This is a genomic window from Stenotrophomonas sp. CC22-02, assembly GCF_004365115.1.
In the GTDB taxonomy this organism is placed as follows: Bacteria; Pseudomonadota; Gammaproteobacteria; order Xanthomonadales; family Xanthomonadaceae; genus Stenotrophomonas; species Stenotrophomonas forensis.
Genome location: NZ_SOCO01000001.1, coordinates 3534857 through 3549589 on the forward strand (window position 1 = coordinate 3534857; position 14733 = coordinate 3549589).

The following is a 14733-nucleotide window of genomic DNA, read 5'->3' on the forward strand; positions in this document are numbered from 1 at the left end:
CTTTTTGTATCTGCTTGATTAATTCGGCGAAACCGCCGCTTCCCGCAGTCCGCGACGGACGCGGTTGATCATGGTCAGCATGCACAGCGCCGCCATGGCTGCAGCAACGCCAGTGACCGTCATCGCGCCAACCCACTCAAACGCCAGCAGCAGGCCCAGCGCACCGATCACGAACGCGCGGTCGCTCTTGCCCATCGGGCCGTCGTAGCGGCGGCTGGCACCGACCATCAGCCCCAGCACGCCGGCGTACTCGCTCAGCGCCGCCGTCCAGGCCAGCAGCCACAGCGCTTCCGGGCGCACGCCCGGCACGCTGAGCAGGCTCAGGTACAGCGCGGCATCGGCGATCACATCGCACAGCTCGTTCAGGTAGGCGCCGAGCCGCGACTGCTGGCCGAACTCGCGGGCCAGCATGCCGTCCACGGCGTTGAGCGCCATGCGCAGCAGCATCCACAGCGGCAGCAGCAGGTACAACAGCGGCTGGGCCGGGGCGCAGCACCACACCGCGGCGGCCACCAGCAGCGAGACCACGGCGGCGGCCACGGTCACCGCATTGGCGGTGACCCCCATGTGGTACAGGCCGCGTACGGCTGGACGCAACAGGTCCTGGAAACGTCCCTTCAATGCATAGATCGACATGATCCGAAGCCGCTGATCCTTGGCAGTTCGGCCACAGCCTACCCGATTGCGGCAGCGCCCCCCATCGAAATGCGTGCAGGCCGCCCCGGCCCAGGGTGTGCTGAAGGCGGCCGCAGGGCCGTCGGCGCCAGCCGATTTTGCCCGCCAGCGCCCGCCACCGGCCCCCACCGCCTACAATATCGGCCCCGCTCCGCTGCCGATTCTGTCCCATGACTGCTGATCTGTTGCCCGTCCGTCGGGCCCTCCTCTCCGTTTCCGACAAGACCGGCCTGGCCGAGCTGGCCACTGCGCTGGCGGCACGCGGCGTGGAGCTGCTGTCCACCGGCGGCACCGCCAAGGCGATCCGCGATGCGGGCCTGGCCGTGAAGGACGTGGCCGACGTCACCGGCTTCCCGGAGATGATGGACGGCCGGGTCAAGACCCTGCACCCGATGGTGCACGGCGGCCTGCTCGGCCGTTCCGGCCTGGATGATGCGGTGATGGCCGAGCACGGCATCGGCGCCATCGACCTGCTGGTGCTGAACCTGTATCCGTTCGAGTCGGTCACCGCCAAGTCCGACTGCACCCTGGCCGACGCCGTCGAGAACATCGACATCGGCGGCCCGGCGATGCTGCGTTCGGCCGCCAAGAACTTCGCCCGCGTGGCGGTGGCCACCGACCCGTCGCAGTACGCCGAACTGCTGGCCTCGCTGGACGCCAACGACGGTCAGCTGTCGGCCGCCACCCGCTTCGCGTTCTCGGTGGCCGCGTTCAACCGCGTCGCCCAGTACGATGCGGCGATCAGCAACTACCTCTCGGCCGTTACCGCCACCGACGCCGCGGTGCCGGCCCGTGCCGAGTACCCGGCGCAGATGAACTCCACCTTCGTGAAGGTGATGGACCTGCGCTACGGCGAGAACCCGCACCAGAGCGGCGCGTTCTACCGCGACCTGTACCCGGTGCCGGGCACGCTGGCCACGTTCCAGCAGCTGCAGGGCAAGGAGCTGAGCTACAACAACCTGGCCGATGCCGACGCGGCGTGGGAATGCGTGCGCCAGTTCGACGCGCCGGCCTGCGTCATCGTCAAGCATGCCAACCCGTGCGGCGTGGCCGTCGGTGCCGGCAACGGCGATGCCTACGAGCTGGCCTACGCCACCGATCCGACCAGCGCCTTCGGCGGCATCATCGCCTTCAACAAGCCACTGGACGCCGCCACCGCCAAGGTGATCCTGGACCGCCAGTTCGTCGAAGTACTGATTGCCCCGGACTACGAGCCGGCCGCGCTGGAATACGCGCAGAAGAAGGCCAACGTGCGCGTGCTGCGCATCCCGCACGGCGATGGCCTGAACAACTTCGACAGCAAGCGCGTCGGCTCGGGCCTGCTGCTGCAGTCCTCCGACAACCGCGGCATGACCCGTGACGAACTGAAGGTGGTCAGCAAGCTGGCGCCGACCGACAAGCAGTTCACCGACCTGCTGTTCGCCTGGAAGGTGGCCAAGTTCGTGAAGTCCAACGCGATCGTCTACGCCAGGGACAACCGCACGATCGGCGTGGGTGCCGGCCAGATGAGCCGTGTGTACTCGGCGCGCATCGCCGGCATCAAGGCCGCCGATGCGAACCTGGTGGTCGAAGGTTCGGTGATGGCCTCCGATGCGTTCTTCCCGTTCCGCGATGGCATCGACGCCGCCGCTGCCGCCGGCATCAAGGCGGTGATCCAGCCGGGCGGTTCGATGCGCGATGCCGAAGTGATCGCCGCCGCCGACGAACATGGCCTGGCCATGGTGTTCACCGGCGTGCGCCACTTCCGTCATTGATCCTGGAGCGACACGGATGTCCGCAGTTTCGGTGACATCGCTGGCCGCCCTCGCCCTCGTGGGTGCGGCCATACTGACGGGCTGCAAGCCTGCTGCGGAGCCCAGCGCGGCGCCGAAGGTGGATGCGCCTTCGGTGGCCCTCGCCTCACCGGCACAGCAGGTCAGCCGCACCGCACGACTGCAGGCCTTCCTGGTCCAGCGTTACGGCGGCAACGCCAAGCTCTCCGGTGAATGGCGCGGCAGCTGGACCGACGAGGGCGACACCCATGCGATGGACTGGCAGGTCTGCGCCGAGCAGCCGGTGGTCAGCGGTGACCACTGGCAGCAGCTGCTGGCGGTCTGTGGCGCACTGGCCGACGGTGCGCACATCGACCCGGGCACCATCGACTTCTTCGTGCTGCGCCCGAAGGATGATGGCTTCGAAGTGGCCAGCGAGCTGACCGGCGAGCGCTTCGGCAGCGGCGGCCAACCCGGCACCGCCAGCGTCATCCGTGCCGGCAGCGATTTCTACGGTTTCCGCGTCGAGGACGGCTGGTTCGGCCAGGGCTTCTCGCTGCTCTCGCAATCGCTGGTCCTGCCGGGCCCGAACGGCCTGGTTGCCAGTGGCAGCCTACGCAGCCATATCGACAATGACGCCCAGTACGAGTGCGACAACGTCGACGCCAATGCCGATCCTGAAACGGCGGAAGACTGCCGCAGCCGCCGCTTCAGCATCGATTTCGCACTGCGTTTCGACGACAGTGACCGCAGCGCGCGCACCTGGCCGTTGCTGATCGAGGAGACCGGCACCACCTGTGGCGGCAAACCGGTCCGGCAGCAGCACCGCTTCACCCTGGACAGCAGGACCTGGACCTATTCCCTCCCCGAAGCGCTTCGACGCGAAGGCTGCGAGTGAACCACGCGCGCCACCGGGGATACCGAACTTCCCTTCCCACGCAATCTGGAATCTCGTGATGAACGTACTTGTCATCGGCTCTGGCGGCCGCGAACACGCCCTGGCATGGAAGCTGGCCCAGTCCTCCCGTGTCACCGAAGTGATCGTGGCGCCCGGCAACGCTGGCACCGCCAGCGAAGACAAGTGCCGCAACGTGGCGGTGAAGGTCACCGACATTGATGGCCTGCTCGCGCTGGCCCAGGCCGAAGGCGTGGCGCTGACCGTGGTCGGCCCGGAAGTGCCGCTGGTGGCCGGCGTGGTTGACCGCTTCCGCGCTGCCGGCCTGCGCATCTTCGGGCCGACCGCTGCCGCCGCGCAGCTGGAAGGCAGCAAGGCCTACGCCAAGGATTTCCTGGCCCGCCACAACATCCCCACCGCGTTCTATGCGGTGCACACCGAGGTGGACGCCGCGCTGGCCTACATCCGCGAGAAGGGCGCGCCGATCGTGGTCAAGGCCGATGGCCTGGCCGCCGGCAAGGGCGTGATCGTCGCAATGACGCTGGCCGAAGCCGAAGACGCGGTGCGTGACATGCTCTCGGGCAACGCGTTCGGCGATGCCGGTGCACGCGTGGTGATCGAGGAATTCCTCGATGGCGAGGAGGCCAGCTTCATTTCGATGGTCGACGGCGTGCATGCGCTGCCGATGGCCACCTCGCAGGACCACAAGCGCGTCGGCGACGGCGACACCGGCCCGAACACTGGCGGCATGGGCGCGTACTCGCCGGCCCCGGTGGTCACGCCGGAGGTACACGCACGCGTGATGCGCGAGGTGGTGAACCCGACCGTGCAGGGCATGATCGCCGACGGCATTCCGTTCACCGGCTTCCTCTACGCCGGCCTGATGATCGATGCCAGCGGCGCGCCGAAGGTGATCGAATTCAACGTGCGCTTCGGCGACCCGGAAACCCAGCCGGTGATGCTGCGCCTGCAGTCGGACCTGGTGGAGCTGGTGGAAGCGGCCATCGACGGCCGCCTGGACCAGATCGAAGCACAGTGGGATGCGCGGCCGTCGCTGGGCGTGGTGATGGCCGCCAGGCCGTACCCGGAATCGCCGATCACCGGCGACGTGATTTCCGGCCTCGGCGACGTGCCGGCCAGTGCCAAGGTGTTCCATGCCGGCACCACGCTGGACGCGCAGGGCCAGGTGCTCAGTGCCGGCGGTCGCGTGCTGTGCGTGGCGGCGCTGGGCGACAGCGTGCGCGATGCACAGGCCAACGCCTATGCCGGCGTGGCCAAGGTGACCTGGGCCAACGAGTTCCACCGCAACGACATCGGCTGGCGCGCGATCGCACGCGAGGGCTGAGACAGTCACGGCATCGGGACATCCACGCATGGCGTGGATTGAATAGCGCCGAAAGGAACGGGCCCGGCAATGCCGGGCCCTTGCTTTACAGGACTGCTTCGAGTCCCTTCCGATCAATCAGGTTCAGCAGTTTCAGTGAGGGCCCGCTGGGCTTCTTCTCGCCTTGCTCCCAACTGCGCACCGTGGAGACGCTGGTGTTCAGCACCCCGGCAAACACTGGCTGGCTGAGCTGCAACGATGTACGCAGCGCGCGGATCTGGGCACTGCTGTATTCGGGAACAGGCTCAAGGCACAGCGCCTCGTAGCTGCTCAACCGACGTTTGTCGATGAAGCCGTGCGCATGCAGACTCACAGCCGCATCGTGCACCGCCTCAAGCAGCAAACTTTTTGCGCGCCTTCGCTCAGGGGCCTTTGCCATGGCAGATCTCCTGTAGATCCCCGTACTCCACGGCACGCTTCGGCTGTGCCGGACTCATTTTCAGGAACTCCGATGCATACAACTGCAGTGCATCTCGTTCCGCATTCGTGATCGCGGCGCGTTCGTTCTTTTCATATCCGAAAAGAAAGAACCAATGCCCGCCTCGCTGTGTTGCGACGATGGTTCGAGCGCTTCCGCGCTTTCCCCGTCCCGGCAACGCTACGCGCTTCTTGAAGAGGCCTCCGCCAAGATCTGCATCCACCAGACCCGCTTCCATTTCCCTTACCGACTGACACAAGGCAGCGTCAGACAGCACGGTCCTGCGCATGCTGCGGTTGAAACTTCGGGTGCGGAAAACGCGTGGCATGATCATACCGTGCCACCCAGTGGTACGGCGTGAACATCAGGATCCAGCGCAGGACCCGGTCGGCGCAATCACCGTCCTGGCGTCAGGGCATCCACGCAGGGCATGGATGAGCCCCACAAACGTGAAAGGCCCGGCATTGCCGGGCCTTTCTCCATTCCAACGCCACCCCGCCTTACGCGGTGAACAGCGCCTTCATCTTCTTCAGCGCGTTCGCCTCGACCTGGCGGATGCGCTCGGCCGACACGCCGTACTCGTCGGCCAGCTCCTGCAGCGTCACCTTGCTGTCCGCGTCCAGCCAGCGACGGCGGATGATGTCGCGCGAGCGGGCATCCAGCTCGGCCAGGCCTTCGCGCAGCAGCTGCATCTGGTTGTCTTCGCTGTCGGCACGTTCGTAGGCCATCGACGGGTCTTCGTCGTTGGCAACCAGGAACGCGGCCGGCGACGGCGGCGCGTGTTCGTTGTCCTCGTCGGTCGGTGCATCGAAACCGATATCGCGACCGGACAGGCGCGATTCCATTTCCATGACCTCACGCTCGGACACGTTCAGATCCTTGGCCACCGCGCTGACTTCGGCCGCGTTCATCCAGCCCAGGCGCGTCTTCGACTTGCGCAGGTTGAAGAACAGCTTGCGCTGCGCCTTGGTGGTGGCGACCTTCACGATGCGCCAGTTCTTCAGGATGAACTCGTGCATCTCGGCACGGATCCAGTGCACGGCGAAGGACACCAGGCGCACGCCCATGTCCGGGTCGAAGCGCTTGACCGCCTTCATCAGGCCGATGTTGCCTTCCTGGATCAGGTCGCCCAGCGCAAGACCGTAGCCGTTGTAACCGCGGGCCACGTGCACCACGAAGCGAAGGTGCGAATGCACCAGCTCGCGGGCGGCGTCCAGATCGTTGCCGTCGCGGAAGCGACGGGCCAGGTCCTGTTCGTCATCGACCGACAGCACCGGGATCTGGTGCACGGCACCGATGTAGGCGTCCAGCGAACCGAGCGCACTGGGAATCGGGAGATTGTTTGCCACAAGGGCAGTAGAGGTGTTCTGGCTCATAGGCACCCATCTTAGCAGTCCGGGATTTGGACTGCTAAAGGAGGAAAAAGTTCCAGCATCCTATTGATGCAACACTGGTCCCAAACAGAGCCCTACCGTAGCGCGATTTGATGACAGTGGCGAGCACGCTTTTCGGGATTCACAATCCCTTGGAATTCAAGCAATTACCCAACAGAAACCGGCCGATTCCGGTCAAGCGGAGCTGAACGGGCTGCCCCGAAGGCCCATTCAGGGCCGAGGACGTTGCCCGATGTTCAGGCCCAGCCGCCCGCGGGCGCTCAAAGCGCCGAACGGGGCGGCAGCGACCAGTCGATCGGAGCCTGGCCGCGGCGCTGCAGGTACTCGTTGGCCATCGAGAAATGCCGGCAGCCGAGGAAGCCGCGGTGGGCCGACAACGGCGACGGATGCGGCGACTTCAGCACGCGGTGGCGGCGGGTGTCGATGACCTTGCCCTTCTGCTGCGCATAGGCCCCCCAGAGCATGAACACCAGGCCTTCGCGCTCGCGGTTGAGCACGTCCACCACGTGGTCGGTGAAGCCTTCCCAGCCCCGCCCCTGGTGCGCGCCGGCCTTGCCCTCTTCCACCGTCAGCACCGCATTGAGCAGCAACACGCCGCGCTGCGCCCACGGGATCAGGCAGCCGTGATCCGGACGCGGGATACCGAGATCGCTCTCGATCTCCTTGTAGATGTTCAGCAGCGACGGCGGCACCGGCACGCCCGGCGCCACCGAGAAGCTCAGGCCATGGGCCTGGCCACGGCCGTGATACGGGTCCTGGCCGAGGATGACCACCTTCACCTGCTCGAACGGCGTGGCGTCGAACGCGGCGAAGATCTGCGGGCCGGGCGGGAATACCGCGGCACCACTGGCCTTGCGCTGGCGCAGGAAACTGGACAGCTCGCGCATCTGCGGTTGCAGCAGGTAATCACCGACGTGCTGCTTCCAGCTCGGTTCCAGCTGGATCGTCGGGGTGTCGGTTACTTCATCCATCATCGAATCAGGGGTCCATCGTTCAATCGGGCCAGGCGCAGCTGGAACAGCACCTTGGTGACCAGCAGCCGTTCTTCGATCGGCTTGAGCACCAGGTCATTGGCACCGGACTGCAACAGCCCGGTCTGGTTGTGCGGATTGCCATCGCCGGTCATCACCAGCACCGGCAGGCGGCGCTTGCCGTAGCCGAAGTCCACGCGCACACGCTGCACCACGTCGCGGCCGCTCAGTTCACCCTTCAGGGTGACGTCGGTCAGCACCAGGTCGATGCGGTGGCGGCTGCGGCCCAGCGACTCGGCGGTGAGCAGGGTGAACGCCTCTTCGGCGCTGACCACGTGCAGCACGTTCAACTGCTGGCGTTCGAGCATGCGCTTGGTGGCCTCGGCCACCACACGGCTGTCCTCGATGTAGAGGATGGTCGCACCGGGAATCGTCTGCGGCTGCACGTAGCCGCGGATGAAGGTCGCCAGTGCCTCGTGGCCCAGCGCCTTGTCGAAATAGTCGGTGACGTACTCGGTGAAGCGGCGCTGTTCCAGGTGCTGCTGGGCGTCGCCGGACACCACGATCACCGGCACGTAGGCCTGGCCCACGGCGTCGCGGACCATCCGCGCCAGCGCCAGGCCATCCCCATCGCGCAGGGTCAGCGACGTGGTCACCAGGTCCACCGGGCCCTGCGCCAGCGCCTGCTGCGCATCCTCGATGCTGTCGCAGCCGATCACCTCCACGCCCGGCAGCTCACGGGTCAGGACGTCGGCAATCAGCTTGCGCACCAGCTTCGAACCATCGACCACCATCACCCGCGTCGCGGGCCCATCAAGGTGCTTCAGCGCTTGCGGTTGCATGCCGGTCTCAGGTGTCGGTCGGACGGGTCTGGCGGAGGAAGTGGCCGGTGACCAGCCAGGCGCCCAGCCAACCCAGCAGCAGCGTGCCGAGCAGGACCAGGCCCCCATGCAGCAGGTCCAGGCCGTGCAGCACGAACGGGCTGCCGTAGCTGCGCGAGAGTTCGGCCAGCGGCACGCGCAGCGCGGCACCGGCGGCGGCGATCAGGGCCAGCGCCACCGCACCGGCACCGAGGCCGTACCAGGCGCCCAGGTACAGGAACGGGCGGCGGATGAAGCCGTCACTGGCACCGAGCAGCTGCAACACGCCGATCTCTTCGCGGCGGGCCTGGATATCCAGGCGCACGGTGTTGCCGACCACCAGCGCGGCGCCGGCGCCGAGCAGCACCGACAGCACCTGTACCAGCCGTGCCCCGAACGCCAGCCAGGCATCCAGGCGCTGGCGCCACAGTGCGTCGTGCTGCACCAGATCGGCCTCGGGCTGGCTTTCCAGCGCGCGCGCCAGGCGCGCATCATCCTTGCCCTGGCCCGGGGTGATCACCAGCAGCGACGGCAGCGGATTGTCGTTGAGCGCGTCGATCGCCTCGCCGAGGCCGGCATCGCGCAGTTCCTGCAGGCCCTGTTCGGGCGTGCGCACATTCACTTCGGCGACATCGTCGCGGTCGCGCAACTGGCCGGCCAGGCGCAGTGCGCCGGGGCCATCGACATTGCCCTTCAGGAACACATTGATATCGCGCGACTGCTGCACGCTGCCGGCGAACTGCTTGAGATTGTCCAGCGCGATCGACAGGCCCAGCGGCAGCGCAAGCGCCAGCGCCATGACCATCACCGTCAGCAGGGTCGCCCACGGCTTGCGGCAAGCGCGGCCCAGGCTGAACACCACGCTGTGCACGTGGTGCTGGAACCAGACGCCCACCCGCGAGGGGGCGGCGGCTTCGCTGTTTTCGTTCTTCGCCATGCGTTACTCCGCCAGGTCCTGCGGCGAGATGTCGTCCGCCAGCCGGCCGTGGTCGAGGATCAGCACGCGCTTGCGCATGCGGCGCAGCAGCGGCAGGTCATGGCTGACCACCAGCACGCTGGTGCCGCGCGACGGCAGCTCGGCGAACAGGGCCATGATCTCCGCCGCCAGGGTCGGGTCGAGATTGCCGGTCGGCTCGTCGGCCACCAGCAGCTTGGGCTCGCCGACGATGGCGCGGGCGATGCCGACGCGCTGCTGCTCGCCGGCCGACAGCTGCGAGGGCAGCGCCTTCTCGCGATGGCCCAGGCCCATCCGTTCCAGCACCGAGCGCACGCGCTTGCTGATGTCGCCGCGGCGGGTGCCGCGCAGGATCAGCGGCAGCGCCACGTTCTCGGCGATCGACCGATCCATCAGCAGCCGGTGGTCCTGGTAGACCGCTCCGACGGCGCGGCGGTGGCGGGGCACGTCGCCACCACGCACCTTCAGCAGGTTGCGCTCGTCGAACACCACCGCGCCACGGCTGGGCCGCTCGTCGAGGTGGATCAACTTGAGCAGGGTGCTTTTGCCCGCACCGGAATGGCCGGTGACGAACAGCATCTCGCCCGGCGCGACCTCGAAGCTGACATCGATCAGCGCCTCGTGGCCACCGGCGTACTGTTTGCTGACATTGTCGAAGCGCAGGACACTCATGCCCCGATTATGCAGGAGCGGCGCGACGACGTGGAGATGCCCACATGATCGGTAGTGCCGGCCGCTGGCCGGCACCTGCGTGGATTGCCGGCCAGGGTGGGTGCCGACCGTTGGTGGTGGGTGCCGACCGTTGGTCGGCACACCTTTAAAGCCACCCGACCAACGGTCGGGCGCTACCCGCTGATCGGCAGCGCCGATCAGCTGCCCGACAGCATCCGGCGGATCTTGCGGCCGATGCGGGTCAGGAACGAATCACCGGTATCGGCGGCGGTGCGCACCGGCTTGGCCACCACCTGCACCGGGGTGACCGGGCTGGCGCCGTTGCCGGCGGTGTTCTGCATGCCCTCGGCGCCCTCGACCGGACGGCCGTGGCGACGACGACGGCGCTTGCGCGGCTTGCGCTCGCCCTCCACCGCTCCTTCCGGTGCGCCTTCGGCACGCGGCGGGCGCGGCGGACGCGGAGCCTGGGCCACCGCGGCCTCGGCACCGTCGACCGGCACGGCTGCCGTCTGCTCGCCTTCCACGCGCGGCTTGCGCGGGCCACGCGGACGGCGCTCGCCGCTGCGCTCACCGTCACGACGCTCGCCACGACCACCGCCGGAGCGGCCGCCACTCCGGCCACCACCACGACGCTCTTCCTCGGCGGCACGGGCTTCGCGCGCTTCACGGAAGATCTGGCCGACGCTCTCGTTCTCTTCGCCTTCCTCGCCAGCGGCCGGGGCCGGACGTTCCGGACGCGGCAGCGGGGTCAACAGTTCCTTGGTCACCGGCTCGGACGGAATCTTCTGCTCGATGTAGGCCTCGATGTCCGGCAGGCCCATGGCGTAGCGCTCACAGGCGAAGCTGATCGCATCACCCTCTTCGCCCAGGCGCGCGGTACGGCCGATGCGGTGCACGTAGTCTTCGGCATCGAACGGCAGGTCGTAGTTGTAGACGTACTTGATGCCGTCGATGTGCAGGCCGCGCGCGGCCACATCGGTGGCCACCAGGATTTCCAGCTGGCCCTTCTGGAAGCGGTTGAGCAGGCTCTCACGCTTCTTCTGCGGCACGTCGCCGGACAGCACGCCGACACGGTAGCCGGCCTTTTCCAGCGAACGGGCCACGCGCTCGACGAACACCTTGGTATTGACGAACACCATGGTGCGCGCGCCTTCGCTGCGCGACAGCAGGCCCAGCAGCAGCGGGATCTTCTCGTCGTCGGCCGGGAAGTAGATGCGCTGGCGCACGCGCGCGGCGGTGATGGTCTCGGCTTCGACCACCAGCTTCTGCGGCTCGTTCATGTGCTCGTAGGCCAGCTCCAGCACGCGGTGGCTGAGGGTGGCGCTGAACAGCAGGGTCTGGCGGATGGTGCGCTCGGGCATGCGGCGCAGCAGGAAGCGGATGTCCTTGATGAAGCCCAGGTCGAACATGCGGTCGGCTTCGTCCAGCACGCAGATCTCGCAGGCGTGAAGCGAAACCACCTTGTGCTGCTTGACGTAATCGATCAGGCGGCCGGGGGTGGCGATGATCACGTCCACGCCCTGCTGCAGCAGTTCGCGCTGCTTGTCGTAATCCACGCCGCCGTAGACCAGCGCGAAGCGCAGGCCGAGGTCGGAACCGAACTTCACCGCATCCTTGTGGATCTGGATGGCCAGTTCACGGGTCGGGGCGAGGATCAGCGCGCGCGGATCTTCCGGCTTGCGGTCGGCCAGGGCCGGGCGGGTCAGCAGGCGGTTCACGACAGCGACCAGGAAGGCCAGCGTCTTGCCGGTGCCGGTCTGGGCCTGGCCGGCGACATCACCACCGGGCAGCGCGACGGGCAGGGTCAGCGCCTGGATCGGCGTGCAGCGGGTGAATCCGGCTCCTTCAAGGCCGGCCTGCAGGGCCGGATGCAGCTCGAAGGAGGAGAAGGTCAAATCGGTCAGCGGTTTGTCGCTCATGTGTCCGTCTTGGTATGGCCGCCGGCCCGTGGGGCGGCTGGCACTTCAGCGTCTAGGGGCACCGTCGCAAACTGCGGCCCCTGCGGCGGGTTGGCAGGCTGGGACCACCCGGTCCGCACGCCGCACAATGCCCCAGTTTAACGCACTCGGGCAGGCAAACCGGAATGGGCCGTCTCAATAACCCAAGAGACGGAGAACCTTCACCCAGCCACACCGCACTTGAACGGCCTGGCCGGGGTCGCTGGTGTCGCCCACTGCCAGCCCCATGTACAGGAAGACAGTGAAATCCGACACATACCAGGCATCGAACCGATCACGATACGCTGGGTTCCAGCCGGCGCCTGTCCCTGCCCTGCGATAGGGGTACACTGCCGGCCGTGAGCGTCCAGGCATTCCGCCGAACGCACCGCGGCAGTGCGCCGCGAGGCAACGACGAGGGTCGCGCCACCGGGCATGGCCCAGTTCACCCACCTCCGGCATGGCCGGGTGCAATCCAAGACGAGAAACCAAGATGAGCGACAAGGTTGTACATGTCGGCGACGCCGACTTTGATAGCGCAGTGCTGAATTCCAAGGAACCGGTGCTGGTCGATTTCTGGGCCGAGTGGTGTGGCCCGTGCAAGATGATCGCCCCGGCGCTGGACGAACTGGCCGATGCCTACCAGGGCCGCGCCAAGATCGCCAAGGTCAACGTCGACCACAACCGTGCGCTGGCCGCCAAGTACCACGTGCGTTCGATTCCGTACCTGGTCGTGTTCAAGGACGGCGAGAAGGTCGGCGAGCAGATCGGTGCGGTCGGCAAGGCCCAGCTGGCCGGCCTGCTGGACAAGGCCCTGGCCTGATCCTGCGGTTCCCCGGCAGCCGCCGCCCGCGGCTGCCGGCGGGCGCCACGCGCCCATGATGAATGCTGTTCCCGGCGACCCTTGCACGGCGCCGCTGGCCGATGATAGTGTCGGCATATCCGGCCGCGTTCGCGTGCCGCACCTTCTGGACGCAGTGTCTTCCAGACCCATTCCCAACGTTCGCCGCCCCAGCCGGGCGCTCGCACCTTCAAGCGAGGAATAACGCTCTTGTCCGATAACACTTCCGAAACCGGCAGCGCCGATGCGCCCGCCGAAAAGCGCGTGCGCAAGCCCCGCGTAGCCAAGGCTGCCGCTCCGGCCGCCGCCGAAACCAGCGCCGCTCCGGCGCAGCCGACCCTGCCGCTGGCCGCCGCGCCGGAAGCGCCAGCGCCGGCGCCGGCAGCCCCTGCGCCGAGCGCGCCCGCCGCCGAGGCCCCCGCCAGCAGTGGCGGCGGCGAAGGTGGTGAGGGCCGCGAATCCGGCCAGCCGCGCCAGCAGAATCACCAGGGAGGTGGCCAGAACCAGGGCCAGAACCCGTACAACCAGAACGGCCAGCAGGGCCAGGGACAGGGTCAGGGCAACCGCCGCGACCGCTTCCGCAACCGCCGCGACCGTGACCGCAACAACCGCTTCCGCGACGATGGCATGCCCAACGACGGCGGCGAGCAGCAGCCCTTCGTGCCGCGCCCGCATGCCAACGTGCCCGAGGGCTTCCCGGTCTACTCGCTGAGCGACCTCAAGCGCATGCCGGCGCAGAAGCTGCTGGAAATCGCCGAGCAGCTGCAGATCTCCGAAGGCGTCGCCCGCGCCCGCAAGCAGGATGTGATCTTCGCCCTGCTGAAGGTGCTGACCCGCCACGGTGACGGCGTCGCCGCCGACGGCGTGCTGGAAATCCTGCCGGACGGCTTCGGCTTCCTGCGCGCGGCCGAAGCCAGCTACCTGGCCGGCCCGGACGACACCTACATCTCGCCCAGCCAGATCCGCCGCTTCAACCTGCGTACCGGCGACCATATCTCCGGCCGCATCCGCTTCCCGAAGGACGGCGAGCGCTACTTCGCGCTGAACATCGTCGACACCATCAACGGTGAGCCGATCGAAGCATCGAAGAACAAGGTGCTGTTCGAGAACCTGACCGCCCTGTTCCCGCGCCGCCGCTTCACCCTGGAGCGTGGCAACGGTTCGTCGGAAGACATCACCGGCCGCATCCTCGACCTGATGGCACCGCAGGGCAAGGGCCAGCGCTCGCTCATCGTGTCCCAGCCGAAGGCGGGCAAGACGATGATGATGCAGCAGGTCGCCACGGCCATCACCACCAACCACCCGGACGTGCACCTGATCGTGCTGCTGATCGACGAGCGCCCGGAAGAAGTGACCGAAATGCAGCGCACCGTGCGCGGCGAGGTCATCAGTTCGACCTTCGACGAGCCGGCCGCGCGCCACGTGCAGGTGGCCGAGATGGTCATCGAGCGCGCCAAGCGCCTGGTCGAGCACAAGAAGGACGTGGTGATCCTGCTCGACTCGATCACCCGCCTGGCCCGCGCCTACAACAACGTGGTGCCGAGCTCGGGCAAGGTGCTGACCGGTGGTGTCGACGCCAACGCCCTGCACCGCCCGAAGCGCTTCTTCGGTGCCGCACGCAACGTGGAAGAAGGCGGCAGCCTGACCATCATCGCCACCGCGCTGGTCGACACCGGCTCGAAGATGGACGAGGTGATCTACGAAGAGTTCAAGGGCACCGGCAACAGCGAAGTGCACCTGAGCCGTCGTATCGCTGAAAAGCGCGTGTTCCCGGCCATCGACATCAACCGTTCGGGCACCCGCCGCGAAGACCTGCTGATCGAACCGGAGCTGCTGCAGAAGATCTGGATCCTGCGCAAGCTGCTGCATCCGATGGATGAAATGGCCGCGATGGAATTCCTGCTGGACAAGATGAAGAACACCAAGTCCAACGACGAATTCTTCGGTTCCATGAAGCGCTAAGAGAAAAGCCCCGCATTG

14 protein-coding genes are annotated in these 14733 nt (G+C 67.2%); 5 read left to right on the forward strand and 9 right to left on the reverse strand.

Annotated elements, in window-relative coordinates:
- Positions 1–18: 18 nt before the first annotated feature.
- The gene (locus N440_RS16190; RefSeq protein ID WP_133935731.1) at positions 19–636 is read right to left on the reverse strand and encodes a CDP-alcohol phosphatidyltransferase family protein; all 618 of its coding nucleotides are present in this window, start codon (positions 634–636) and stop codon (positions 19–21) included.
- A gap of 209 nt (positions 637–845) precedes the next feature.
- Between N440_RS16190 and purH the strand changes: the two genes are divergently transcribed.
- The 3 genes from purH to purD are packed head-to-tail and all read left to right on the forward strand — an operon-like array spanning position 846 to position 4666.
- Entirely contained in the window at positions 846–2429 is a 1584-nt protein-coding gene (gene purH, locus N440_RS16195; RefSeq protein ID WP_133935732.1) for a bifunctional phosphoribosylaminoimidazolecarboxamide formyltransferase/IMP cyclohydrolase, read from the forward strand.
- Positions 2430–2445: 16 nt separating this feature from the next.
- Positions 2446–3324, forward strand: coding sequence for a hypothetical protein (locus tag N440_RS16200; RefSeq protein ID WP_133935733.1), 879 nt, complete (start codon positions 2446–2448; stop codon positions 3322–3324).
- A 58-nt stretch (positions 3325–3382) separates the two neighbouring features.
- Positions 3383–4666, forward strand: coding sequence for a phosphoribosylamine--glycine ligase (gene purD, locus N440_RS16205; RefSeq protein WP_133935734.1), 1284 nt, complete (start codon positions 3383–3385; stop codon positions 4664–4666).
- 85 nt (positions 4667–4751) lie between these two features.
- On the opposite strand, the gene N440_RS16210 is transcribed toward purD, so the two are convergent.
- From N440_RS16210 to rhlB, 8 genes are all read right to left on the reverse strand, one after another.
- Complete coding sequence (locus N440_RS16210) at positions 4752–5084, reverse strand: DNA-binding transcriptional regulator (protein ID WP_006473426.1); 333 nt, start codon at positions 5082–5084, stop codon at positions 4752–4754.
- Positions 5068–5457 carry a type II toxin-antitoxin system RelE/ParE family toxin gene (locus tag N440_RS16215; protein ID WP_133935735.1) on the reverse strand — a complete coding sequence of 130 codons (390 nt, stop codon included), beginning with the start codon at positions 5455–5457 and terminating at the stop codon, positions 5068–5070. Before N440_RS16215 ends, N440_RS16210 begins: the two co-directional genes overlap by 17 nt.
- 166 nt (positions 5458–5623) lie before the next feature.
- Positions 5624–6499, reverse strand: a complete 876-nt coding sequence (gene rpoH / locus N440_RS16220; RefSeq protein ID WP_006473441.1) for an RNA polymerase sigma factor RpoH — start codon at positions 6497–6499, stop codon at positions 5624–5626.
- A gap of 278 nt (positions 6500–6777) precedes the next feature.
- On the reverse strand, positions 6778–7491 hold the full coding sequence (gene ung / locus N440_RS16225) for a uracil-DNA glycosylase (protein ID WP_133935736.1): 714 nt from the start codon (positions 7489–7491) through the stop codon (positions 6778–6780).
- A complete protein-coding gene (locus N440_RS16230) occupies positions 7488–8330 on the reverse strand; it encodes a response regulator (RefSeq protein ID WP_006473442.1) in 843 nt (280 codons plus the stop codon). Before N440_RS16230 ends, ung begins: the two co-directional genes overlap by 4 nt.
- Positions 8331–8337: 7 nt before the next feature.
- The gene (gene ftsX / locus N440_RS16235) at positions 8338–9285 is read right to left on the reverse strand and encodes a permease-like cell division protein FtsX (protein WP_133935737.1); all 948 of its coding nucleotides are present in this window, start codon (positions 9283–9285) and stop codon (positions 8338–8340) included.
- Positions 9286–9288: 3 nt separating this feature from the next.
- Complete coding sequence (ftsE, locus tag N440_RS16240) at positions 9289–9975, reverse strand: cell division ATP-binding protein FtsE (protein WP_006473446.1); 687 nt, start codon at positions 9973–9975, stop codon at positions 9289–9291.
- Between the two features lie 197 nt (positions 9976–10172).
- Positions 10173–11894, reverse strand: a complete 1722-nt coding sequence (gene rhlB, locus N440_RS16245; RefSeq protein WP_133935738.1) for an ATP-dependent RNA helicase RhlB — start codon at positions 11892–11894, stop codon at positions 10173–10175.
- A 511-nt stretch (positions 11895–12405) separates the two neighbouring features.
- Here rhlB and trxA point away from each other — a divergent pair.
- Together trxA and rho are read left to right on the forward strand one after the other, a co-directional pair.
- Entirely contained in the window at positions 12406–12735 is a 330-nt protein-coding gene (gene trxA, locus N440_RS16255) for a thioredoxin (RefSeq protein WP_005411275.1), read from the forward strand.
- Positions 12736–12963: 228 nt separating this feature from the next.
- Entirely contained in the window at positions 12964–14715 is a 1752-nt protein-coding gene (gene rho, locus N440_RS16260) for a transcription termination factor Rho (RefSeq protein WP_008266970.1), read from the forward strand.
- Positions 14716–14733 lie beyond the last annotated feature (18 nt).

Bases quoted from the DNA above. Each gene is read 5' to 3' on its own strand.
- rpoH (WP_006473441.1), bottom strand. From the start codon at position 6,499: ATGAGCCAGAACACCTCTACTGCCCTTGTGGCAAACAATCTCCCGATT.
- trxA (WP_005411275.1), top strand. From the start codon at position 12,406: ATGAGCGACAAGGTTGTACATGTCGGCGACGCCGACTTTGATAGCGCA.
- purD (WP_133935734.1), top strand. From the start codon at position 3,383: ATGAACGTACTTGTCATCGGCTCTGGCGGCCGCGAACACGCCCTGGCA.
- N440_RS16215 (WP_133935735.1), bottom strand. From the start codon at position 5,457: ATGATCATGCCACGCGTTTTCCGCACCCGAAGTTTCAACCGCAGCATG.
- N440_RS16230 (WP_006473442.1), bottom strand. From the start codon at position 8,330: ATGCAACCGCAAGCGCTGAAGCACCTTGATGGGCCCGCGACGCGGGTG.
- ftsE (WP_006473446.1), bottom strand. From the start codon at position 9,975: ATGAGTGTCCTGCGCTTCGACAATGTCAGCAAACAGTACGCCGGTGGC.
- N440_RS16200 (WP_133935733.1), top strand. From the start codon at position 2,446: ATGTCCGCAGTTTCGGTGACATCGCTGGCCGCCCTCGCCCTCGTGGGT.
- ftsX (WP_133935737.1), bottom strand. From the start codon at position 9,285: ATGGCGAAGAACGAAAACAGCGAAGCCGCCGCCCCCTCGCGGGTGGGC.
- ung (WP_133935736.1), bottom strand. From the start codon at position 7,491: ATGATGGATGAAGTAACCGACACCCCGACGATCCAGCTGGAACCGAGC.
- N440_RS16210 (WP_006473426.1), bottom strand. From the start codon at position 5,084: ATGGCAAAGGCCCCTGAGCGAAGGCGCGCAAAAAGTTTGCTGCTTGAG.
- purH (WP_133935732.1), top strand. From the start codon at position 846: ATGACTGCTGATCTGTTGCCCGTCCGTCGGGCCCTCCTCTCCGTTTCC.
- rhlB (WP_133935738.1), bottom strand. From the start codon at position 11,894: ATGAGCGACAAACCGCTGACCGATTTGACCTTCTCCTCCTTCGAGCTG.
- N440_RS16190 (WP_133935731.1), bottom strand. From the start codon at position 636: ATGTCGATCTATGCATTGAAGGGACGTTTCCAGGACCTGTTGCGTCCA.